Source organism: Streptomyces sp. NPDC127197 (assembly GCF_042672405.1).
GTDB lineage: Bacteria > Actinomycetota > Actinomycetes > Streptomycetales > Streptomycetaceae > Streptomyces > Streptomyces flavusporus.
In genome coordinates this window covers 77,465-99,122 of the sequence record NZ_JBHXVG010000029.1, presented here as the reverse complement: position 1 = coordinate 99,122, position 21,658 = coordinate 77,465, and the positions used below count along the sequence as shown (strand labels likewise).

The following is a 21,658-nucleotide window of genomic DNA, read 5'->3' as shown; positions in this document are numbered from 1 at the left end:
GAGGGGCAGGGCAACTTCGCCCTCGAGTCCGCGATTGACGAAGTCGCCCACGCCATCGGCATGGACCCCCTCGAGATCCGCCTGCGCAACTACGCCGAGGAGCACCCGGTCCTCGGCCTTCCCTGGTCGAGCAAGGCGCTGCGGGAGTGCTATCTCGAGGGCGCCGAGCGGTTCGGCTGGTCGCGGCGCACCCCGGAACCCGGCTCCATGCGCGACGGCCGCTGGCTCGTGGGCTACGGCCTGGCCGGTGTCTCCTACCCCTTCTACCAGGTGCCGTGCCAGGCCCGTGCCTCGGTGCGCCACGACGGCTCGGCATACGTGCGCAGCGCCGCCACCGACATCGGAACCGGCACCTACACGGTCATGACCCAGCTGGCGGCCGAGCTCCTCGGCGTCGACGTCACCCGGGTGCGGTTCGACCTCGGCGACTCCGACATGCCCTACGCCCCCCAGGCCGGCGGCTCCGGCCTCACCGGCGCCCTCGGCAACGCCGTCCACGCCGCCTGCCGGCGCCTGCTGCGGGAGTTCCTCGACGTGGTGCGCGACGACACCGCCTCCCCGCTGCACGGCGCCGCGCCCGACGACGTGACCGTCACCGACGGGCGCATCCACCGCATCACGGACCCCGGACAAGGCGAGTCCTACGTCGACATCCTGGGCCGGCATGGTCTGGAGGAGCTCAGCGCCGACGGCAGAAGCACGCCTCCTCGGGCGGAGGAGCTGGGGATGGCGCTCTCCGGCGCCTTCGGGGCGAAGTTCGTCGAGGTGCGCCTCGACCCCGAACTGGGCCTGCTGCGGGTGGCACGGGTGGTCTCCGCGATCGACGGCGGGCGCATCCTCAACGAGAAGACCGCCACCAGCCAGATCATCGGCGGCACCGTCGGCGGCATCAGCCAGGCGATGTTCGAGGAGACGGCCACCGACCAGGTCACCGGGCGCATCGCCAACGCCACCTTCGGCGACTACCTGATGCCGGTGAACGCGGATGTTCCCGACATGGAGGTGCTCTTCGTCGGCGGACCCGACCGGGCAACCGCGGTGGGGACCAAGGGAGTCGGCGAGGTCGGCCTGGTCGGGCTGGCCGCGGCCATCGGCAACGCCGTCTTCCACGCCACCGGCCGCCGCATCCGCTCCCTCCCGATCACCATCGACCGACTCATGCTGTGAGGTCTGACGGGCCGGTCAGGCCGCGGCGATGTCGATCAACTTGTCCTGGAACTTCCTGGCAGTGAGGGCCTTCATCGCCCGCTTGCCGACCGGATTGCCCAGCAGGTTCTGCGTGAGAGTACGGGTCGCCTTGTCCCGGGGTGTCTGGGGGACGAACATCACCAGGTCCTTGCGTCCGATCTTCTGGTGGGTGGCCATGAAGGGCCGCAGCTTCTGCTCCCACTCGCGCAGTGCCCGGGCGGGGTTGCCGGGGTTGCGCTGCAGGCTGGTGCCGAGCAGGTCGGCGCCGGCCAGGGCGGTGGACGCACCCATGCCCGAATAGAGGGTCAGGCACCAGGCCGAGTCGCCGAGGAGGACGACGCGGTCGGTGTGCCAGGTGGGCATCAGTACCTGGTGCGTGGAGTCGAAGAGGAAGTCATCGGCCTCCTCGAACTGCTGGAGGAGGTTCTCCAGCACGGCTCCGGTCGGTTCGGGGCCGAAGGCGCGGCGCAGTGACTCGATGGGCGGGCGCCGGAACTCGGCGTCCTCGTCGTCGGTGCGGTAGTTGAAGAGCACGGTCGGCTGGTGGTCGGCGAACGGGAAGACCCAGGCGGAGCGGCCCGGCTCGGCGAGGACGAGGCCGTCGGTGGGCCGGTACCCGGGTACGGGGCTCTTGAGGACCGTGGCGCCGATGATGTGGTGGAGGGGCTGGAGGTAGTCGGTGTCCGGACCGAAGGCCAGGCGGCGCACCGTGGAGCGCAGGCCGTCGGCCCCTACGACGAGGTCGAACCGCTCGGTGGTGTCGACGGTGGCGCCCGCTGTCGTACGCAGCGTGACGTCCACGCCCTCGGGACCCTCGTCGATGGCCAGCGGCGTCGTGGCGAAGCGCATCTCGGTCAGGGGCTCGACGGCGTCGTAGAGGGCGGCCTCGATGTCGCCCCGGAGGACCAGGCGGGGGGAACCGGGCAGGTCGCCGTAGCCCAGGCCCGGCCGGCGACGGCGGCCTTCCCGGTCGATGTCGTAGGTCGTGCTCGTGGCGTCGTACCGGTTGCCGATGGCGTCGAGCACACCCAGCCGCTGCGCGGCGGCGCGGCCAGTGCCGAAGAGCCCGATGAAGTATCCGGAGGCACGGCGTTCGGGGGCGCGTTCGACGAGCAGGGTGTCCCAGCCGATGTCGTGCAGGCGCAGTGCCGTGGCCAGGCCTCCGATACCCATGCCCACGACGAGGGCGCGCGGCTTGTTCATGTCGGTCCTCTCCTGTGGATGCCGAGGTCACCATTATTGACTGCTAAAACGCTGCCAGTCAAAAACCTGCCAAGGCAGCTACCATGCAGGCAGGCGAGAGGAGAGACGGCGTGGCACGTCCGGCACAGGACCGAGCGGAAGCGATCCTGGCTGCGGCCAGGGCACAGTTCCGTGAGACCGGCGCGGAGCGCACGACGGTCGACGACATCGCGGCTCGCGCCGGCGTCGGCAAGGGGACGGTCTTCCTCTACTGGCCGTCCAAGGCACGCCTGCGGGATGCCGTTCTCCAGCTCGAGCTCGCCGGGCATTTCGCCGTGCTCGCGGACGACCTCCGCAACGATCCGTCCCTCCTGCGTCTGGGCACCGTCATCCGGCGTGAGATCGCGGCCGGCCTGGACAATCCGGACATGGCCCCGCTGCTGGCCGACCAGCCCATTGGGTCGCCCGGCCGCTTTGAGCCGCCGACCCGGGCGCTGTACCGGGTTCTGGCCGTCATGCGCGCCCACCACCTGGTCCGCGAGGTGGCCGACGACGAGATCGTCATGGGGATCGAGGCAGTCCTGGGCGGTGCACTCGTGAGGGGCTTCGCAGATCCCGATGGGCGAGACCTGCTCCTGGACGCCGTGGAGCGCCTCGTGTCCTCCAGCTACGACCGCGAGGACGTCGACCAAGGTGCCGTCGAGGCGGCGGTCCCCGACGTGGTCGACGCGCTGGAAGACGGCATCGACCAACTGGTCGCCGCCGCCGCGCCCGACCGACCGACCACAGCCCGGCTCAGACCCCGGCAGCGCCCGGCCACCACCCGAAGCTGACACCAGCCACCGCCGGTCACCGCGCCATCGGGCGAGTGCCTCCTCGGGTGTGGCGGCCGGTTCAGCGGCGTGCGAGTTGCCGCTCGCCTTTGGTGCCGGGGCGGTAGGTCATGCCGTAGTGGTGGAAGATCGCTGGTTCGTCCTCGGCGGGCAGTACGCCGTCCGTGCCGATGGACGGAGCTTTCCGTACCTGCCCCTTGGTGTACGCGACCTTGAGGTAGTCCGGGCCGACGATCGCCTCGTCGAGCGGGACGAACACAAGGCGCTGGCGAGTGGGCAGCCCTGTCCGGACAGTGGCCATGGCCGGTTCGTCGGTGGTGGTGTCCACGTAGACCGCTTCCAACGCGCCGATCTTGCGTCCCTTCGGGTCGACGACGTCGTGGTCGCACCATTCACGGATGTCGGCTGGCTGAATCATGCGTTCCGCTCCCTGGACAGACCGTGGTCGGAGTGGCCGCCCACGGCGGCAAGAGCGGCTTACGAGCCCCGGACGGTCACCCTGCGCTCTCCAGCCTGCCCCGGTGCGCCGTCGGCTGCCACGCGGCAGCCGCGCTGCGAGTGACCGGGCCCGAGGGCCGGCCCGCCGATCCGGAACGTCAGGGCTCGCTTACCTTGGCGGGGTCTTGGCCGCGCGGCAGTGGATGCAGTCGGCCCCGGTGACGCCCAGCAGGCGGTTGCCTTCGGTGGCCTCGTACGGAGCCGGAGCGGTACGACGTCTCGGCGGGCTCGGGGCGTCCTCACCGCAGCAGCTGACGGCCAGGGCGGAAACGCTGGCGGCGATCGTGGTCAACGGTCTGCTGGCGACAGGTCCGGGCGGCAGCCGCTGAGCCGGACGTGGCTGCCGTCCGGAAGGCCGGTCCCGGACGGGGAGTCAGCGCCTACACGTCATCGCCGCCGAGGGCGGCCTCGAGTTCCGATGCGGGCACCCGGCTGGCGTGGAATCCGATGGAGACACGGTGGTTGAGCTTGACGCCTGCCCCGGGCAATGATTGCTCTGTGCCCTGACTGCCATGCTCTTGAGACCCGCGGCACTGTGACCGACGAGTTCCGCCAACTGTTGCACGCTACTGCCCTCGCCAAGCACCGGCGACTGCTCGCCGACGCTTGATGAGCCTGCTAGGGGCTGACATTGAGCGGCACCACCATGGTCGATGTGCCACGTGGTCCCCGTTGCAGGCGGTGGTGAGCCTGGAGCCAAGCAACCGTCCACGTTGGGCGCCAGCACCCCCGCGCAGGCTAGGCGATTCGGCCATTTGCGCTGCCAGCTCCACCGCACTCGCGTGGCCAAGGCGCGCCGTGAGGGGCGCGGTTTCCCTGCAGGTGGGGCTTCGTCGTCCCACGCGCGCTCTCACACAGCTCTCACCAACTGCGCCGACTCCCCCGGACCGGATGCCCTGAGCTGGCATTACACGCCCGTCCTGGACTGGCCTGGACGCCCACGGACAGTCGTTACAACCTGTGCCAGGTGGGACCGTTCTGTCCCAGAGCGAGTGGCCACTGCCCTGCGGCCACGGCCGGCGCATTATCGCCCTGCTTCAGCAAGGTGCGGGCTTGAGCAAGCAGGGCGGCGTCAGCCAGTGCCGCCGCTGTCCGACCGGGAGTCCAAGCGCTTGCCGCAGGACCCGGCGGGCTGCCCGGAAAGAGTTCCGGTCATCGGCACTGGCCGTCATTCAATGGAGAAAGGGCGCCTGAGCTGAGCAGATGCCCGTCAGGCGCTCTTTCGGCGTTCCATGCTGTCGCCAAGTACGCGAACGCAGCAGAGGCGCGACGTGATCAGCGCCGTGCGCCGACGAGGAACCTGGCACGCACCTCGGCGGCGAACTCCTTGTTCCTGGCGGCGCGTTCGCGGGATTCGACGGCTCGGCGCTCGAACCACTCGACGCGTTGGGCGGTGAAGTCGGCCATGCGGGCGTCGCGCTGCTCGTGCATCCGCTGACGGAGTGGGTCGAGCGTGGTGCGGTCGACGGTGAGGAGGTCCTTCATGCCAGGGCCTTCCGCCCTGCGGGGGAGGCGCTGCTCGACGGGGAGGATGTCGAGGCGGGGGGCCGGGAGGGTCTGGTACCAGTACGCGGTGGTGGACCAGTCGTCGGCGAGGTGGTTGCCGTGGCCGTGCTCCATGGTGACGCGGATGCGTTCGTTGAAGCGGACGGGGTCGGCGAGGTGGAAGCGGTAGTGGACCTGGAGGCCGGGGACGTCTTCCTCGTGGATGATCGTGCCCTGGAACGGATAGTTGATCTTCTGCATGCCCCAGCCGTGGCTGAAGTAGTCCTCGCCGCCGGTGCCGTGCATGGACGGGGGCCAGCTGGTGGTGCCGTCCGGGTTGAAGTCCTCGTCGATCCAGATCATGTCGTCTCCCTCGCCCCACCAGGTGCCGGTGAAGTGGTTGACGGTGTGGACGCAGCCGATGTAGTTGCCGGCGCCCTCGGTGTCGAGGATGACGTAGTTGTCGTTGCCGTCGAGGTTGGGGACCTGTGTCTCCAGGCTGTTGACCTGCAGGTCGGGACCCCAGCCGTTGCAGGGGTTGTCGCGGCGCCAGTGGGCGTGGAAGTAGAGGGTGTCGTCGGGGAGGTCCTCGGCGAAGAGTTCGTAGTCGATGTAGAAGTACTGGACGTACGGGTGCTCGCCCTGGTTCTCGACCTCGATGCGGGCGCGCCGGTTGAAGGGCATCGGCAGGAAGCAGTTGAAGGCGGCGGGGCCGCCGTACACGCGTTCCGAGTCGTCCTTGACGGAGACCGTGAAGGGCATCGACTGGAAGCTGGCCGGCATGGAGTTGCCGACGCCGAAGAAGTCGCCGAGCGGGGCTACGACGGACGGGTGCTCCTGGTCGTCCCAGTACATCTTGATGACGACCTTGCGGTAGTAGTCGGGGTCGTTGACCTCCCAGTTGTAGCCGAGCGCGTTGTTGAACTCGACCATGGCGGTGCCCGCCTGGCGGGCGTCGAACAGGCCGGGGCCGAGGACGACGCGGCAGCCCTGGACGAACCACAGGTGGGTGATCGCGCCGGGGCCTTCCAGGTCGGCGAGGACGGCGGTCTCGCCCGGCATCACGATGAACGCGTCCTCATTGAGGCCGGTGTGGTCCCAGCTGGCGACCCGTGCGGAGCGGGAGCGGCGGCGCCGGGCGGCGCGGCCGAGCAGGTCGTCGCCGAGGGAGAAGGAGCGGACGGACATGGAGCAGGGGTCCCTTCGGTTGTGCAGCCGGGCGGTCGGCCCGGGGCAGAGGGGGTGGATCAGCCCTTGACCGCGCCCAGGGTGAGGCCGGCCACGATCCGCCGTTGCAGGACGAGCGTGAGCAGGATGAGCGGGATCGAGTAGAGGGTGGCCATCGCGGTCATGGGTCCCCACTGGAGGCCGTACTGGGTCTGGAAGTTGGCGATGAGGATCGGCACGGTCTGGGCTTTGACCGCGGTCAGGAGCAGGGCGAAGAGGAATTCGTTCCAGGACGCCAGGAAGGCGAAGATCGCCGTCACGGCGACGCCGCCCGAGACGACCGGGAGGACCACCCGGATCAGTGCGCCCATCCGGCTGCAGCCGTCGACCTTGGCCGCGTCCTCCAGCTCGGCGGGCACGGCCTCGAAGAAGCTGACCATGAGCCAGATGGACAGCGGGAGCGAGATCGTCGTGTGGGCGATCGCCGTCCCGACCGGTGTGTCGGTCAGGCCCAGGGTCTTCATCATCCCGATCAGCGGCACGCCGATGGCGACGGGCGGGACCATCCTGGTCACCAGGGCCACCACGATGAACACCCGGCCGCTGACCGTGCCGAAGCGGGACACGGCGTAGGCCGCGGGCACGGCCAGCACCAGGGAGATCAGGGTGCTGAGCACCGCGGTGGTGACGCTGTTGATGAACGCGGCGGTCACGCCCGGGGTGTCCAGCGCCTTCGTGAAGTTCTCCAGGCTCCACACCTTCGGCAGGATCGTCGGCGGCACCGCGAGGGCGTCCGACGGCGTCTTGAAGGAGGTCAGCATCAGGTACAGGAACGGGAAGGCGTACGCGGCGACCACCACGAGCAGCAGTGCCCACAGCAGCGATCGCTTGGTGGCGAGCCGGTCCGGTACGGCGGTCATGACTGCCCCTTTCCGGGCCGCCAGATCATGCGCATCGTGACGATGGCGACGGCGAGCATGGCGATCAGGTAGAGGGTGCCCATGGCGGAGGCCAGGCCCTGCTCCCCGAAGCGCACAGTGGTGCGGTAGATCAGCAGGCTCAGGGTGGTCGACGCGGACTCGGGGCCGCCGTTGGTCTGGATGACGATGGTGTCGAAGGCGCGGGCGGCGTCGATGCCGCGGACGATCAGCGCGACGGCGATGACCGGCCGCAGCAGCGGCAGGATGATCCGGAACAGCTGCTGGCGTGCGCCCGCGCCGTCGAGCCTGGCCGCCTCCAGGACGTCGCCGGGGATGTTCTGCAGGCCGGCGAAGAGCACGAGGGTCATGAAGGACGTCGTGAGCCAGATGTCGGGCAGGGCGACCGAGATCAGCACGATGTCCGGGTCGGACAGCCAGCCGATGTCGGCGGGGCGGTCCAGGATGCCGACCTTGGTGAGCAGTGCGTTGACGAGTCCGAAGTTGTCGATCAGCAGGAACCGCCACAGCAGACCGGCGACCACGGGGGCGATCATCAGCGGGTACAGGAACACGGTGCGCAGCACCCGGGAGCGCTGCCCGAGGGCGTTGAACAGCAGCGCGGCGCCGAGTCCGAGGCTGAACTCCAGCGTCACGACGACCACGGTGTACAGGAGGGTGCGCAGCGCGGAGTGCAGGAAGTCCGACGAGGCCAGCGCGTCCGTGTAGTTGTCGAACCCGATGAAGCGGCGGGTGCCGGCCAGCGGAGCGATGTCGTAGAAGCTGTCGATGACGAGCTTGACCAGCGGCCAGGCGACGAAGACGGCGAGGAACGCGGCCGCCGGCAGGATGAGCACGAGGGCGAACCGCTTGTCCGACATCGGCCGTCTGCGCGGAGGCTTGACGGCCGGCGTCGGCGGCGCGACCGCTTTGTGCACCAGGTGATCGGTGCTACTTGACAAGCTTCTCCACCTCCTGACGTGCCGTGGCCAGCAGCGCGGCGTAGTCCGCGCCCGGGGTCAGGGACTTCTGGATCGTGGGCACCAGCACCGTGTCCACGATCTGCTGCCACTTCGGGCTGGCGGGACGCGACTTGGTGGCCGGCCCGTCCAGCGTGGTCAGCAGCGCCTTGAAGTGCTCGTAGCCGGGCTTGCTCGCGTAGGAGGAGTACGCGGACTTGCGCGCCGCGAGCCCGAGAGAGGACTGGATGGCCAGCTTGTTGTTGTCGTAGGCGAACTTGATGAACTGCTTGGCCAGGTCGTTGTTCTTGCCGGCGTTCGGGATGGACAGATAGAAGGGGCCCGGGATGGCACCGATCCCGGCGCTGCCCGCGATCATCGGTGCGACGCCGACCTTGCCATGGACCGGGGAGTCCTTCGGGATCAGCGGGTAGGCGTGTGCCCAGAACCGCATCATCGCGGTCTTGCCCTGGTTGAACAGGTTCTGCGCACCGGCCCAGTCCAGCTGGGCGGCCCCGGGCGGGCTCACCTTCAGGCGGTTGTTGAGGTCGGAGTAGAACTTCAGCGCGGCGACGTGCTGCGCGTTGTCGATGATCACGTTGCCGGAGTCGTCGAGCACGACGCCGGGGGAACCGGCCTGCAGCACATGGGCGAGCCACTCGGTCTCCACGGCGCCCTTCACATCGGTGCCGTAGAGCTTGGTGCCCCGGGTGAAGAAGGCGGCCGTGTCCTGGAACTGCTGCCAACTACCGGGAGGCGCGAGCTCGTAGCCGTACTTCTTCCGGAATGCAGCCTTCTCGCTCGCGTCCTCGAACAGGTCCTTGCGGTAGAAGAGGATCTCCGCGTTGGTCCACGCCGGCATGCCGACGTACTTGCCCTTGATCTGGGCCCCGTCCACCAAGGACGGGAACAGGTCGGCCGTCACGTCGGCCGTGAACAGGTCGTCGAGCGACTGGAAGGCATTGGCGAAGGTCGGCAGCCAGATCGCGTCGACCGCGGCGAGGTCGAACGACACCGATCCCGTGGACAGTTCGCTGTTGAGCCGGTTGTACAGGCCGTCGTAGGGCAGTTCGACGAAGGTGACGGCGTGTCCCGTCTCCTTCTTGAACGCCGCGGCGATCTTGGTCAGTTCGGCGTGGCCGCCCGACTCGCACAGCACGGTCAGGGAGCCGGACGAGCCGCCGGACGAACTCCCGCCGGCACCGCAGGCGGTGACTGCGGCGGCCAGCCCGGTGGCCCCGGTGATCTGCAGAAAGCTTCGCCGGGACAGTCCTGGGGTTGTTCTGTTCATGATGTTCTCCGCGCTCTCAGGAAGAAGGGGAGGGAGAAGAGGCAATGCCGTCGCCTGGCAGTCCCGACGAAGGGGAACCGGTGATGTGCGAAGGAAGCTTCAGCGGACGGCGCCCGCGGTCATGCCCGCGATGACCTGCTTCTGGAAGGCCGCGTAGATCGCCAGCTGCGGCAGCAGGACGAGGGTGGCGGACGCCATCATGGCGCCGTAGTTGACGCTGTAGACGCCCTGGAACTGGGAGACGCCGAGGGAGACGGTGGTCATGTTCGGGTCGTTGATGAGGGTGACCGCGAAGGGGAACTCGTTCCAGACGTAGATGACGTTGAGGATCGCGAGGGTGGCGACGACCGGTCGCATGAGCGGGAAGACGACCTTACAGGCCATGCGCCACAGCCCGACCCCGTCCATCACCGCGGCCTGCTCGATCTCCTCGGGGAAGTCCCGCAGGAAGCCGGTCAGCAGCAGGATGTTGAAGGGGATCGTGACGGCGATGTACGGCAGGATCAGCGCGAAGTAGGTACCGAACAGGCCGAAGGTGATGTCGAGGCGGTACACCGGGAACAGCAGGATGTAGACCGGGATGGCGAGGCCGGCCAGGAAGTAGAAGCGCAGCGTTGTCTGCGTACGGCGCCGGCCGCTGCGGAAGACCATGCGGGTGAGTGCGAACGCGGCCATGTAGGAGATGACCAGCCCGATCGTGACCGAGACGACGGCCAGGATCAGCGTGTTCTTGTACATCACCAGCAGGTTGAGGGTCTCCAGGGCCTGCTGGTAGTTGGCCAGGGTGAGGTCCGACAACGAGAACGGGTGGCCCAGGATGTTGTCGTTGGTCTGGAACGACAGCAGCACGATCCACAGCAGCGGGAACAGGATCACGAAGGTGATCAGGTAGGCGACCGCCGAGACGACGATCCTGCCGCGGCTGCGGCGTCGCGGCCTGTGCGGGGTCTCGCCGGGGACCGCCGACGACGCGAGCGACATCTTGACCTCGGTGTCGATACTCAACGGACTTCTCCCTTACGGCGGTTGCCGAGGAACGTGGCCGCGGAGGCGAGCGCGCCCACCACGAACACCACCACCGCCAGGGCCATGCCGTAGCCGTACTGCTGGGTGGTGAAGGTGATGTGGTACATGTAGCTGACCATGACCTCGGAGAGGTGGACGGGACCGCCGCCGGTGAGGGCGTAGACGAGCTCGAAGACCTTGAAGACGCCGGTGACGACGAGGGCGGTGACGATGCCGAACGTCTCGCGCAGCATGGGGATCTGGATGTGCCGCAGCTGCTGCCGGCGGCTCGCCCCGTCGAGGCTGCTGGCCTCCATCACGTCGCGCGGCAGCATGCGCAGACCGGCGTAGAAGATGGTCAGCACGAACCCGATCTGCTGCCAGAGGTAGACGAGGCCGATCGAGTACGGGCTGAGCGTGGGGCCGCCGATCCACTGCGGGTGCGCGGGCACGCCGATCGCCAGCAGGAAGGCGTTCACCAGGCCGATCTTCGGGTCCAGGATGAAGATCCAGATCAGTCCGACGAGGATCGGCGCGATGATCGCCGGGGCGAAGACCAGCGCCCGCAGCGCCCCGCTGCCCTTCACGCGTCCGCTGAGCAGGATCGCGAGGAGGAAGCCCAGCGGGATCAGTAGGAACAGGGCGACGCCGAGGATGATCCCGGTGTTGCGCATCGACGTCCAGAAGGCGTCGTCCTGCGCCATCTGCCGGTAGTTGTCGAGGCCGGCGAAGCCGCCTGCGGAGACGCCGTCGAAGTTGGTGAAGCTGTAGTAGAGCGAGTACAGGATCGGACAGATCATGTACAGGCTGTAGATGATCAGCGCCGGCGCGACCATCAGGGCGAAGTGCCGGCGCGTGGTGAGCCAGTTCATGGGGTGACCGCCGGAACCTGCTTGATGGTCTTCTGGACGTTCTGCACGGCCTCTTCAGGGCTGAGGCTGCCGCCCATGACGCCGTAGAAGCTGTCGTACATGGCGCTCGCCGTGGCCGCGGAGACGACCAGGTCGGGCTGCGCCTTCGGGCTCGTCCAGCCGGGCTTGGACGCCTCGGCGAGGACGGCGGCGAACACGGAGTTCTTCGTGGCGTCCACGGACGGCTTGTACGTCGTCACCGGCGGCTGGGCGTTGTCGACGAGGATCTTCTGGCCCGCGTCGCTGTAGTAGAACTGGATGAACGCCTTCACCGCGGCGTACTTCTTCTTGTCGTCCTTGACCTTGGCGCTGACGACGAACGGCGCCGAGGGCACGTTCATGACGAGCTTCTGGTCGCCGACGCCGTCGGAGAAGGTCGGGCCGGCCCAGAAGCCGGTGTCCTTGCCCACTCCGCTCTTCTGGATCTTCGCCGCCTCCCAGACGCCCGCGTCGAGGAAGGCCGCCTTGCCGGACGTGTAGGAGGCGACGGCCTGGGCGTAGGTCTGGGTGTTCATGTTGGAGGGGAAGGCGCCGGCCTCGGCCAGCTCCGCCACGTGCTTGTAGAGGCGCAGGAAGTCGGCGTTGTCGTAGCTCGCCCTGCCGGACAGGATGTCCTGGTGCTTCGCCTCGTAGCCGAAGCGGTCGAGCATGGTCAGGAACGCCCAGACGCTGAACGAGGAGTTGTTCGCGCCCTGCGCGATCGGCACCACGCCGGCCGCCTTGAGCTTCTTCACCGCGGCGAGCAGGTCGTCGAACGTCTCGGGGACGGCGATCTTGTGCTCGTCCAGGATGGCCTTGTTGTAGTAGAAGCCGGTGACCAGCGCCTGGTACGGGAGGCCGTACTGGACGTTTCCGGAGCGGAAGCCGGCGAGCATGCTCGGGACGAACTTCGCCTTCAGGTTGTCCTCCGCGAGGATCGGGGTCAGGTCCAGCAGGTCGCCGCTCTTGACCATGGTCTTCGCGAGCGAGTCGTACACCCAGAAGATCTCCGGCAGCGTGCCGCTCTGCGCCGCGATGGTCATGCGCTGCTCGTGCTGGTCGACCGGCTGGCCCTCCAGCTTGATCTTCATGTCGGGGTGCTGCTTGTTGAACTCCTGCACCATCTGCCAGGTCGCCGGGTCCTGGGTCTTGCTGTCCGGGTTGTGCATGGACAGCGTGATCAGTCCGTCCGACGCCGATCCGTCCGCCGTGTTCACCGCGGAACCGCAGGCCGTGGCGGTGGCGAACAGGGCGCTCGCGGTGGCGGTGAGCAGAAGTCGGCGCGAGATGCCGGAGGGCCGTCTCGACGTCGGAGGTGCGCTCTGAGGAGAGGTCGCCATGGTGCTGCTGCCTTCCGGGAACTGGGTGAGGAGGCGGAACCGGCGGGGGGATGGATGTCCGGTGCGCGCGGTGGTCCGGCCGTGGGGGCCGCTCTGCGCCCGTGACGCAAACGTTTCGATGAAAGGTGCCTCGGGAGTTCCAGCGTGTCAATACTGCGTGACGGAGCAGTTTCCGGGAGGGACAGCTCTGTGCTGGCCACAGCCATTGACTGCCTTCGCCGCGACGTGCGAAGGTCTGCGCAATCGTTTCGATGAACCTGACGGTGAGCGGAACGAGTGGACGGCGAACCGGCCCACCCTCATGGACCGGTGGACCGTATGGCGTTATGCAGTTACGGACCCGGATCATGGATCGGTCCGACGACACGAGGAGGCGCGAGCGGCAGTGGCCACGATCTCCGACGTTGCACGGATGGCGGGCGTCTCCACGTCCACCGTGTCGCACGTCATCAACGGCACACGGCCGGTCCGTGAAGAGACCCGCACCCGGGTCGAGGAAGCGGTCAGGGCCACGGGCTACCGGCGTGACAGCCTCGCCCGCGCGCTGCGCCGCTCACGCACCGACTCCGTCGGGCTGATCCTGACGGACGTGTCCGAGCCGGCCTTCGCGGCAATGGCCCGCGGTGTCGAACGGGCGGCCATGGGTGCCGGCCTGACGGTGCTGCTGGCCAACTCGGGCGAGGACGCGGAGCTGGAGGCACGGGCGCTGGAAGTTCTCGCCGAGCGCCGGGTCGACGGCCTGCTCATCGCTCCGGTCGCCCGGTCCCATCGGGAGGCGATCACCGCGGTCATCGACCAGGGCACACCCGTTGTCCTGATCGACCGGCTCGGCGGGGTCAAGGCCGATCAGGTGGGCGTCGAGAACACCGCCCCCATGCGGGAGCTGGTGCTGCACCTGGTGGAACGGCACGGCCATCGGCGGATCGCGCTGGCCGCCGGCGACACCGGCGTCTCCACCATCTCCGAGCGGCGGCGCGGCTACCTCGAAGCACTCGACGAGGCGGGCATCGACGTCGACGACACCTTGATCGTCACCGGCAGCGGCCGGGCGGACGACACCCGTGAGCGTATGACGGGCGTACTGCGGCAGCAGCGGCCGTCGGCGGTGGTCGCCGCCAGTACCGAGACCGCGGTGGGTGTGCTCGCGGCGGCGAAGGGGCTGGGGCTGGCCACGCCCGAGGACTTCGCGTTCGCCACCTTCGACGGCTTCCCGCACACGGACCTGTTCCGTCCGGGCATCACGGCGGTCGCCCAGCCGGCCCACGAGATCGGTGCCACGGCGATGGAGCTGCTGCTCAGCCGTATCGACGGCAGCCTCACCACCCGCCCCCGCACCATCCGCCTGGAGCCGGAGATCACCTACCGGGAGTCCTGCGGCTGCCCGGCCTGAGCGCATCCTCATGACTTTGCGTGGAGCGCTCGCAGCATGGCTGGTCTGTGCCCAGCCATGCAGTGTGCCCCGCATGACATGAGCTGTCACCTGATCTGGTGATGAATGGTGAACATGGAGCCGATAGCCGTACATGTATCTATGTTGGATGATTGTGAAGCTGGTGGTGCAGGTAAAGCTGCTGCCGACGCCCGTACAGGCGGCGGCCCTTGAGGCGACTTTGCGAGCCTGCAACGAGGCTGCCACTTGGGCCAGCCAGGTGGCATTCGAGAAGGACGTGAAGCGTAACTTCGCGCTGCGCCAGCACACTTACGGCCAAGTCAAGGCGCGGTGGGGACTGGGAGCGCAAGCAGCCCAGCATGTGATCAAGAAGACGTGCGACGCGTATGCCACTCTGAGGGCCAATCTGAAGGCTGGAAATCTGGGCAGGCCCGGATCTAGGCGGTACCGGAAAGCCGCCGAGAAGCCGGTTGCTTTCCGCCCGGAGAGTGCGCAGCCGTATGACGACCGGATGTTGTCCTGGCAGACTGCCGAGCGCCGGATCTCCATCTGGACGGTTTCGGGGCGGGCAAAGGATGTGGAGTTCACCGTCGGCCCTGAGCAGTTGGCCACCCTGACCCTATACCGCAAAGGTGAGTCGGACCTGCTGTGCCGGGACGGTATGTGGTTCCTGCTGGCCACCTGTGAGGTCCCGGAGCAGTCGCTGAACACCGAACCGGTGGACTTCCTCGGCATCGATCTGGGCATCGTGAACATCGCCACTACAAGTGACGGCGAGATCATGGCCGGGCGCGAGCTCAACCGTGTGCGGGGCCGGGAACGAAAGCTCCGCGCGAAACTCCAGAAGAAGAACACCTCGTCCGCCAAGCGTCGGCTGAAGAAACGGCGACGCAAGGAGGCGCGGCGGGCGCGGGACATCAACCACAAGATCGCGAAGCATGTGGTGGCCGAGGCTGAACGCACCGGTCGTGGGATCGCCCTGGAGGACCTGACGGGCATCCGCGAGCGGGTACGGCTTCGTAAGCCCCAACGGGTCACCCACTCCAGCTGGTCGTTTGCCCAGCTGGGCAACTTCATCGCGTACAAGGCCCGCCGGGCGGGGGTGCCGGTGGTGTATGTCGATCCGGCGTACACCTCCCGCACCTGCGCCGAGTGCGGGCACATCGACAAGGCGAACCGGGTCTCGCAGGCCTGGTTCGCGTGCCGGTCCTGCGGCGTCGTTGCGCACGCGGATCGGAACGGCTCCCGCAACATCCGCGCCCGCGCATGGGAGTTGCGGCGACGCGGGGTGCAGTCAATCACCCCAGCCCAGCCCTCGGAACCAGTGGGCGGGGCAGGACGCAAACGCAGCGCCACGGCCAGTGACGCCCGTTGTGCAAGTCCGTCGCTTTAGCGACGGGTAGTTGGCCGAACCATCACTGAAAGGGTCACTCTCCCATGCCCTCGCACGCCCTCGAACACCTCACCCGCCCCACCCGGGCCCGCACCGCCCGCGTCTCCAGCTGGGACCAGCGCGGCCGCAACCAGGACTACTGGACGACCCCCGCCCACTCCAGCCGCGTCCTGGCCGACCTCGAAGGTCCCGGCCGGATCACCCACATCTGGATGACCCAGTTCTGCCGCCGCACCCTCGGCCCCGGCCTGATCGACCCGCTGGAAGCCGACACCGTGGCCCCCGTGATGGAGATCCACAACGCGCTCGGCGTCAACTGGGAGGAGCCGGACCCGGACTACTACCGCAAGGTCCTCATCCGGATCACCTGGGACGACGAGGAGGAACCCGCCGTCCTCGTCCCGCTCGGCGACTTCTTCGGCATCGGCCACTGCATGCCCAACAGCTACCAGTCGGCCCTGTTCACCGTCTCCGCCAAGCCCGATGAGTCCCTGATCTTCGGTGGCAGCGCGGCCCTGAACTGCTGGGCGCCGATGCCGTTCAACAAGCGAGCCCGCATCGAGCTGGTCAACGAGAACGACCTGCCCATCCAGCAGTACTTCTACATCGACTACGAGCTGTTCCCGGACGAACTCCCCGAGGACACCCTCTACTTCCACGCCCGCTGGAACCGCAGCAACCCCTGCAACGGCTGGGCGCCCGACATCCAGACCAACAGCCCCGAAGTCAACATCGTCGACGTCACCGGCGAGGACAACTACGTCATCCTCGACACCGAGGGCAAGGGCCACTACGTCGGCTGCAACCTCTCCGTCCACCACCGGCAGGGCAGCTGGTGGGGCGAGGGCAACGACATGATCTGGATCGACGACGACTTCCTGCCCGACGGCTCCACCAGCTGGCCGCCCTCCCTGCACGGCACCGGCACAGAGGACTACTTCAACCACGCCTGGGGGATGCAGAAGAACGCCTACCTCTACCACGGCGCGATCCTGCACGAGGCCGACGTCCCCGGCTACTCGGTCAACTACCGCTTCCACGTGGCCGACCCGGTCCGCTTCGAGGAGCGGATCCGGGTCTCGATCGAGCACGGCCACGGCAACCACCTGGCCGACGACTGGGCGTCGACGGCGTACTGGTACCAGACCCTGCCGTCCCCGAAGGCCACGATCCTGCCGCTGGAGCAGCGCCTTCCCGTGCGCCCGGCCGGCCGGCCGATGCCGGTTCCCGCTGCCCGCTCCGGTCCGGTCGCCGAGGAGATCGCCGTGATGCGCGAGCGGTACCAGGCCCGCTTCGAGCGCCACATGCGGCATTTGGAAGAGCGCACCCGGCAGCGCGGCGAGCGCTCGTTGCAGGAGTCCGAGGCCAACATCAAGCAGGCCGCGGCCGTCCGCCGCCGTTACGACGAGCGCGCCGATGACTGAGACCGAGACCCGGGCGGCGGTGGCGCTCGACACCCACTTCCCGGCGGTCCACCTCCGCCCGCCGGCCCACTGGATCAACGACCCCAACGGCCTGGTCTTCCACGACGGCCACTATCACGTCTACTTCCAGTACAACCCGCACAGCGCCCGCCACGCCGACATGCACTGGGGCCACTACCGCAGCCCGGACCTGATCCACTGGGAGCTGATGCCGGTCGCCCTGGCCCCCACCCCCGGCGGCGACGACAAGGACGGAGTCTGGTCCGGCAACGCGATCTCCCACGACGGCCGCCTCACCGCCTTCTACTCCGCCCGCCACAACGACCGTTGGCACCAGCCGGTGACCTCGGCGGTTTCGAACGACGGCGGTACGACCTTCACCAAGCGCGGCCGACTCCTGATCCCTGACGCGCCCGAGGGCACGACGATGTTCCGCGACCCGTACGTGTGGCGGGACGGCGACCGCTGGCGCATGCTGGTCGGCGCAGCCCTGGCCGACGGACGCGGCGCCGCCCTGCAGTACACGTCGGACGACCTCGACCACTGGTCGTACGAGGGCGTCTTCCTGGCCCGCCCACCGCATCCCCTGCGTGATGGCCGGAACACCGAGGAAGGCTGGGAGTGCGCCCAGTACGCCACCTTCCCCGACTGCACCGGCGCGGTCCTCGCCAGCGCCTGGAACCCGCAGGAAGGGGCGAGCTGCGCGATCTACTGGCCGGGCCACGAACAGGACGGCGAGTTCCATGCGGACAAGCCCCACCTCCTCGACCACGGCCCCGACTTCTACGCCCCCGCCCTGCTCCACGCACCCGACGGACGCCGGCTGATGTGGGCCTGGATCTGGGAGGCCCGGGACGAGGAACACGTCGGCGCACCCAGCGCCTGGACCGACGAGGCCGGCTGGGCGGGCATGCTCTCCCTGCCCCGCGAACTGACGCCCGGCCCGGATGGAGAGCTGGTCCAGCGACCGGCCCGCGAACTGCTCGCTCTGCGCGGCGAACGAGGGATCGCCGCGGCGGGCGAGGCGAGCGCCGAACAGCCGGTGGACCTCGGCGAGGTGTCCCGGGCCACCGACCTGACCGTGACCCTGGAGCGCGGCGGACGCCTGCGGCTGCTCACCTCACCGGACGGGACCGAGTACCTCGACATCGTCCATCACCCGGTCACCGGCGAACTGGTCGTCGACCGCGACCACGCCTCCCTCGACCCCCGCGCGAAGGGCGGCAGTTGGCGCCTTCCCTCCGAGGGGCCCCACGCGACCCTGCGGATTCTGCTCGACCACTCGGTCGCGGAGATCTTCACCGCCTCCGGCCGCACCCTCACCCTGCGCGTCTACCCCGTCGGCAACGGCCCCTGGCGCGTGCGGATGGGAGCCACCGGCGTGGCCTCCGCCGCGTACACGGTCGGGGCATGGGATCTGACACCGCCGGAAGCGCCTGTTGGTGACACGACGACACGAGCGGCGGGAGATATCCGATAGCGAGAGGTTCATCGACCCGGTCGGCACGTCCAGCGTGCCGACCGGGTCGATGGTGCTGCGGGTCAGTCGGTCAGGTTGCCTGTCTCGAAGCCGGGGTTGGACAAGCTGCTCTCGCTTGCGCCGGCCTGTCCCGACATGAGGGGCGTTGTCAGGCCGAGACATGCCATGAGCGCGAGCAGTATGCGCAGCAGGCTGCCCGAGGGCCCTGTCCTGGTCGCGGGCACACGACAGGGCCCCGGGAGAGTGGAACGTGGGTGTGCCGGTGGTCAGGGGCGCTTGACCGGCACGTTGACGTCGTCGACGTTGATGTGACCCCAGCCGCCCGTCGCCTTGTCGACGACCTCGACGTAGATCCGCTCACCTGTGTGAGCCGACAGGTCGAGGACGACACGGCGGTACTGCTCGACACCGCGGCCGGTCGCCTTGGCCAGCACCTTGTCGTCGCTTGCGCGGACTACGGCGGCGTAGAGCCGATCGGGGTCGTTGCCGCCGGAGACGAGGAGATCGACGATGCCGTCTCCGCCGAGGGTGACCGTGGCGGAGCGGAGGACGCCGACCGCGTCGTCGCCGCCGGCGGCCGGGTTGAAGCCCCACAGATGGTGGCCGGCCGGGTCCTCCTCGGTCTCGGCCTGGTGGAAGGGCCCACCCCAGCCCCAGTCCGTGCGGGTGGTCACGTTGGCGTCGCTGAAGGTGGTGCCCGAGACGACGGTCCATCCGGTGAGATCGCCGGTGGCGAAGTCGTGGTTGGGGAGGGCGTCGACGTCCGTCGGGCGCGGCGGGTCGTAGGCGGCCGGAGCGACAGGTGTGTCGTAGGCGCCGTTCATGCGCCAGACGTCCAGGGACACGACCTGGGCGGAGCCACCCTCGCTGGTCAGCCGCAGGCCGGTGGCGTCCTCGCGGGTCGGGTAGACGCGGCTGGTGAGGCTGTTGGTGCCGCTCACGTACGCCTCCAGCATCGAGCGGTCGAGCAGAACCCTCAGCTTCAGTCGCCCTTCGTCGAGTTCCACGGCGCCCCCGTGGATGCCCTTGCGCACGTCCGGGTCGAGGCTGGAGCGACTGCGGTCGATCCGGAAACGGCGCTCGGTCGTGTCGTAGGAGAGCAGGGTCTGCTCGCTGCCGTCGGCGCTCACCCGGACGGCCAGGGTGATGGTCGTGGCGTCGCGCGGTTCTATGACGGCCTCGATGTCCAGCATGTCGCCGGAGACGTCGGCGAGTTGACGGTTCGCCTCCGTCACCGAGGTCTGGCGGATCTCGGCGAGTCGGCGGCCTCGCAGGCCAGCCGCCTCGGCGATCGGTTCGACCCCGAGGGTTCCGTCGTGGCGCAACGACACGCTGACGGGCATCCCGGCGTTGTGCGCCCAGCCGGACTGGGCGTGCTGCTGTTCGCTGCGGCGGTCCTGGGTGATGCTGAAGAGCACGGACCGGCCGTCGGGGGTGACGAAGCCGGAGGGCCCGGTGAAGTGCTCGCCGAAGTCGAACTCGCGGGGCTTTTCGTGGTCGGGCACGAAACGGCACTCGCCCTTGTCGAAGGTGCCGATCCAGTAGTAGGTGTGCTTGACGGCGTTCGGGTTGAACGCCTCCCACCACGGGCTGACCAGCAGGATGTGCTTGCCGGTGCGCTTCCCCGTGGGGCCGGGGAGCGGGAGGAGTACCGGCAGCTCCCACGCCTCTCCGGGCTCGGGCAGCGTGGCGAGATCGTTCCAGTGCAGCGGGCCGCGGTACTTCCACGGCCCTTCGGGCCTGCGCGCGGTGTAGACGAGTGCGGTTCCGCCGTGCTTCTTGGTGACCTGCGTGCCGTTGTAGTCGACGATGCCGCTGCCGACCAGCTGGTACCAGACGCCGTCCTCCTCCCAGACGAAGGGGTCGCGGAAGTTCTCCGCCCATGCGGTGCCGGGGCCGGCCGGGAGCCCGGCCGGGGCTTCGGTGACCGGGTCGGACTTCATCGTCCAGGTGGGCAGGTCCGTGTCGCCGTCGTCCGAGTAGGCGGACACCGCGAGGCCGGTGCGCTGGCGGTAGGGCAGGCGGTCGTCGCCGCCGGTGAAGAAGAGCACCGGTCCCCGGTCGCCGTCGACGTAGGCCGAGCCCGACCAGCAGCCGTCCGGGCCGACCGAGTCCCCTGCGGGTGCGAGGGCGATGGGCATGTCCCGCCAGTGCACCATGTCGGTGCTGACCGCGTGTCCCCAGTGGATCTGGCCCCAGAACGGGCCGAGCGGATCGTGCTGGTAGAAGATGTGGTACTTGCCCTTGAAGTACACCGGCGCATGCGGCTCGTTCATCCAGTGCCAGGGCGGCAGCATGTGGAACTGAGGGCGGTGCCGGTCGCCGTCGAAGCGCGCCCGGTCGGGGGTGGTGTCAGGGCGGGGCACGCGGTGGCTGGGGAGCGCTGCGATCCTTTCGGCGTGCTCCTGCTGCGCCGTCGCATCGTCCAGGGTGCCCGGGCGGATCACGAGGCTGTCCATCAGACCCATGTACATGTTGGCGTGGAACTCGCCGTTCAGCAGGGTGGGTCGGTTGTGGCGACCGATCAACAGCGGCTCGTCGGCGGCCGGTTGCGGCGCCTGGTCGGGGGTGGTCGCGGTACCGATCGGTCGGCCGTCGCGATAGAGGCGCAGCTGACGGGCGGCCGGGTCGTAAGTGGCCGCGACGTGGGTCCACCGGCCCTTGGCGGCCGGCTGGTCGGGGGCTCCCTTGACCTCGATCAGATCGGTGCCGAAGCCGAGTTGGAAGACGATCTGCCCGAAGCGGCGCAGGCCGAGCAGGAATCCGGTCTTGGCGTCCGGGTTGTGCTGGTTGACCAGGGCCTGGGGCTTGCCGTCGATGCCGTGCTCGTAGGCGTAAGGAGCGATCCACACGTCGATGGTCATGCCGTCGGCGGGGGTGAGCTTGCCGGAGCCCTGGGCGGTGACGACGGTGGAGTAGCCGTCGAAGTACAGCGCCCGGCCGCTCACTCCGCGGCGCCGTACGGGGTCGCTGTCGGGCTTGTAGCGGGCGTCGGTGAAGACGTAGTCGATGGGGTCGGCGGAGCCGGAGACCGCCTCGCGGGTGACCGTGCCGGTGCGCTCGTCGAAGTCCCAGCGGGCGATGGGGCGTTGAGGGCCGCTCCGTCCCTTGGCGGCGGCGGGAGCGGGAGCGAACGAGAGAGGGACGACGGCGCCGCCGACAGCGGCCGATACGACACTGAGGGCTGTTCTTCTCCTCATGACTGGCTCCTGGGTC

17 protein-coding genes are annotated in these 21,658 nt (G+C 68.7%); 7 read left to right on the top strand and 10 right to left on the bottom strand.

Annotated features, from left to right (window positions below; all coding sequences use genetic code 11):
- Positions 1 to 1,167, top strand: a 1,167-nt coding sequence (locus ACFVJQ_RS33815; RefSeq protein WP_385789426.1) for a xanthine dehydrogenase family protein molybdopterin-binding subunit, incomplete at its 5' end; no start/stop codon positions are given.
- A gap of 15 nt (positions 1,168 to 1,182) precedes the next feature.
- Here the strand turns inward: ACFVJQ_RS33815 and ACFVJQ_RS33810 are convergent.
- Complete coding sequence (locus tag ACFVJQ_RS33810; RefSeq protein WP_385789424.1) at positions 1,183 to 2,391, bottom strand: FAD-dependent monooxygenase; 1,209 nt, start codon at positions 2,389 to 2,391, stop codon at positions 1,183 to 1,185.
- A gap of 110 nt (positions 2,392 to 2,501) precedes the next feature.
- On the opposite strand from ACFVJQ_RS33810, the gene ACFVJQ_RS33805 reads away from it, so the two are divergent.
- Positions 2,502 to 3,203 carry a TetR/AcrR family transcriptional regulator gene (locus ACFVJQ_RS33805; RefSeq protein ID WP_385789422.1) on the top strand — a complete coding sequence of 234 codons (702 nt, stop codon included), beginning with the start codon at positions 2,502 to 2,504 and terminating at the stop codon, positions 3,201 to 3,203.
- A 61-nt stretch (positions 3,204 to 3,264) separates the two neighbouring features.
- Here the strand turns inward: ACFVJQ_RS33805 and ACFVJQ_RS33800 are convergent, their stop codons facing one another.
- Positions 3,265 to 3,621 (bottom strand): PRC-barrel domain-containing protein, encoded by a 357-nt coding sequence (locus ACFVJQ_RS33800; RefSeq protein ID WP_385515751.1) that lies wholly within the window; start codon positions 3,619 to 3,621, stop codon positions 3,265 to 3,267.
- Between the two features lie 238 nt (positions 3,622 to 3,859).
- Between ACFVJQ_RS33800 and ACFVJQ_RS33795 the strand changes: the two genes are divergently transcribed.
- The gene (locus ACFVJQ_RS33795) at positions 3,860 to 4,030 is read left to right on the top strand and encodes a hypothetical protein (protein WP_385789420.1); all 171 of its coding nucleotides are present in this window, start codon (positions 3,860 to 3,862) and stop codon (positions 4,028 to 4,030) included.
- 946 nt (positions 4,031 to 4,976) lie between these two features.
- On the opposite strand, the gene ACFVJQ_RS33790 is transcribed toward ACFVJQ_RS33795, so the two are convergent.
- From ACFVJQ_RS33790 to ACFVJQ_RS33760, 7 genes are all read right to left on the bottom strand, one after another.
- Positions 4,977 to 6,374, bottom strand: coding sequence for a glycoside hydrolase family 172 protein (locus tag ACFVJQ_RS33790; protein ID WP_385789418.1), 1,398 nt, complete (start codon positions 6,372 to 6,374; stop codon positions 4,977 to 4,979).
- Between the two features lie 59 nt (positions 6,375 to 6,433).
- Positions 6,434 to 7,273: a carbohydrate ABC transporter permease gene (locus ACFVJQ_RS33785; RefSeq protein WP_385789416.1), complete on the bottom strand. Its 840-nt coding sequence runs from the start codon at positions 7,271 to 7,273 to the stop codon at positions 6,434 to 6,436.
- On the bottom strand, positions 7,270 to 8,232 hold the full coding sequence (locus tag ACFVJQ_RS33780; protein WP_385514158.1) for a carbohydrate ABC transporter permease: 963 nt from the start codon (positions 8,230 to 8,232) through the stop codon (positions 7,270 to 7,272). Before ACFVJQ_RS33780 ends, ACFVJQ_RS33785 begins: the two co-directional genes overlap by 4 nt.
- Positions 8,222 to 9,520 carry an ABC transporter substrate-binding protein gene (locus tag ACFVJQ_RS33775; protein WP_385789414.1) on the bottom strand — a complete coding sequence of 433 codons (1,299 nt, stop codon included), beginning with the start codon at positions 9,518 to 9,520 and terminating at the stop codon, positions 8,222 to 8,224. The genes ACFVJQ_RS33780 and ACFVJQ_RS33775 overlap by 11 nt, the downstream gene beginning before the upstream one ends.
- Positions 9,521 to 9,619: 99 nt before the next feature.
- Positions 9,620 to 10,525: a carbohydrate ABC transporter permease gene (locus ACFVJQ_RS33770; RefSeq protein WP_385789412.1), complete on the bottom strand. Its 906-nt coding sequence runs from the start codon at positions 10,523 to 10,525 to the stop codon at positions 9,620 to 9,622.
- Positions 10,522 to 11,397, bottom strand: coding sequence for a carbohydrate ABC transporter permease (locus ACFVJQ_RS33765; RefSeq protein WP_385514161.1), 876 nt, complete (start codon positions 11,395 to 11,397; stop codon positions 10,522 to 10,524). Before ACFVJQ_RS33765 ends, ACFVJQ_RS33770 begins: the two co-directional genes overlap by 4 nt.
- Positions 11,394 to 12,755: an ABC transporter substrate-binding protein gene (locus tag ACFVJQ_RS33760; protein ID WP_385789410.1), complete on the bottom strand. Its 1,362-nt coding sequence runs from the start codon at positions 12,753 to 12,755 to the stop codon at positions 11,394 to 11,396. Before ACFVJQ_RS33760 ends, ACFVJQ_RS33765 begins: the two co-directional genes overlap by 4 nt.
- A 385-nt stretch (positions 12,756 to 13,140) precedes the next feature.
- Between ACFVJQ_RS33760 and ACFVJQ_RS33755 the strand changes: the two genes are divergently transcribed.
- From ACFVJQ_RS33755 to ACFVJQ_RS33740, 4 genes are all read left to right on the top strand, one after another.
- On the top strand, positions 13,141 to 14,145 hold the full coding sequence (locus tag ACFVJQ_RS33755; protein WP_385514163.1) for a LacI family DNA-binding transcriptional regulator: 1,005 nt from the start codon (positions 13,141 to 13,143) through the stop codon (positions 14,143 to 14,145).
- Positions 14,146 to 14,299: 154 nt separating this feature from the next.
- Positions 14,300 to 15,538, top strand: coding sequence for an RNA-guided endonuclease InsQ/TnpB family protein (locus ACFVJQ_RS33750; protein WP_385789435.1), 1,239 nt, complete (start codon positions 14,300 to 14,302; stop codon positions 15,536 to 15,538).
- Positions 15,539 to 15,582: 44 nt separating this feature from the next.
- Complete coding sequence (locus tag ACFVJQ_RS33745) at positions 15,583 to 16,962, top strand: glycoside hydrolase family 172 protein (RefSeq protein WP_385789408.1); 1,380 nt, start codon at positions 15,583 to 15,585, stop codon at positions 16,960 to 16,962.
- The gene (locus ACFVJQ_RS33740; RefSeq protein WP_385789406.1) at positions 16,955 to 18,442 is read left to right on the top strand and encodes a glycoside hydrolase family 32 protein; all 1,488 of its coding nucleotides are present in this window, start codon (positions 16,955 to 16,957) and stop codon (positions 18,440 to 18,442) included. Before ACFVJQ_RS33745 ends, ACFVJQ_RS33740 begins: the two co-directional genes overlap by 8 nt.
- 266 nt (positions 18,443 to 18,708) lie before the next feature.
- Here the strand turns inward: ACFVJQ_RS33740 and ACFVJQ_RS33735 are convergent, their stop codons facing one another.
- Positions 18,709 to 21,642, bottom strand: coding sequence for a GH32 C-terminal domain-containing protein (locus tag ACFVJQ_RS33735; protein WP_385789404.1), 2,934 nt, complete (start codon positions 21,640 to 21,642; stop codon positions 18,709 to 18,711).
- Positions 21,643 to 21,658: the final 16 nt, after the last annotated feature.

Bases quoted from the DNA above. Each gene is read 5' to 3' on its own strand.
- ACFVJQ_RS33760 (WP_385789410.1), bottom strand. From the start codon at position 12,755: ATGGCGACCTCTCCTCAGAGCGCACCTCCGACGTCGAGACGGCCCTCC.
- ACFVJQ_RS33765 (WP_385514161.1), bottom strand. From the start codon at position 11,397: ATGAACTGGCTCACCACGCGCCGGCACTTCGCCCTGATGGTCGCGCCG.
- ACFVJQ_RS33745 (WP_385789408.1), top strand. From the start codon at position 15,583: ATGCCCTCGCACGCCCTCGAACACCTCACCCGCCCCACCCGGGCCCGC.
- ACFVJQ_RS33740 (WP_385789406.1), top strand. From the start codon at position 16,955: ATGACTGAGACCGAGACCCGGGCGGCGGTGGCGCTCGACACCCACTTC.
- ACFVJQ_RS33785 (WP_385789416.1), bottom strand. From the start codon at position 7,273: ATGACCGCCGTACCGGACCGGCTCGCCACCAAGCGATCGCTGCTGTGG.
- ACFVJQ_RS33800 (WP_385515751.1), bottom strand. From the start codon at position 3,621: ATGATTCAGCCAGCCGACATCCGTGAATGGTGCGACCACGACGTCGTC.
- ACFVJQ_RS33775 (WP_385789414.1), bottom strand. From the start codon at position 9,520: ATGAACAGAACAACCCCAGGACTGTCCCGGCGAAGCTTTCTGCAGATC.
- ACFVJQ_RS33810 (WP_385789424.1), bottom strand. From the start codon at position 2,391: ATGAACAAGCCGCGCGCCCTCGTCGTGGGCATGGGTATCGGAGGCCTG.
- ACFVJQ_RS33735 (WP_385789404.1), bottom strand. From the start codon at position 21,642: ATGAGGAGAAGAACAGCCCTCAGTGTCGTATCGGCCGCTGTCGGCGGC.
- ACFVJQ_RS33790 (WP_385789418.1), bottom strand. From the start codon at position 6,374: ATGTCCGTCCGCTCCTTCTCCCTCGGCGACGACCTGCTCGGCCGCGCC.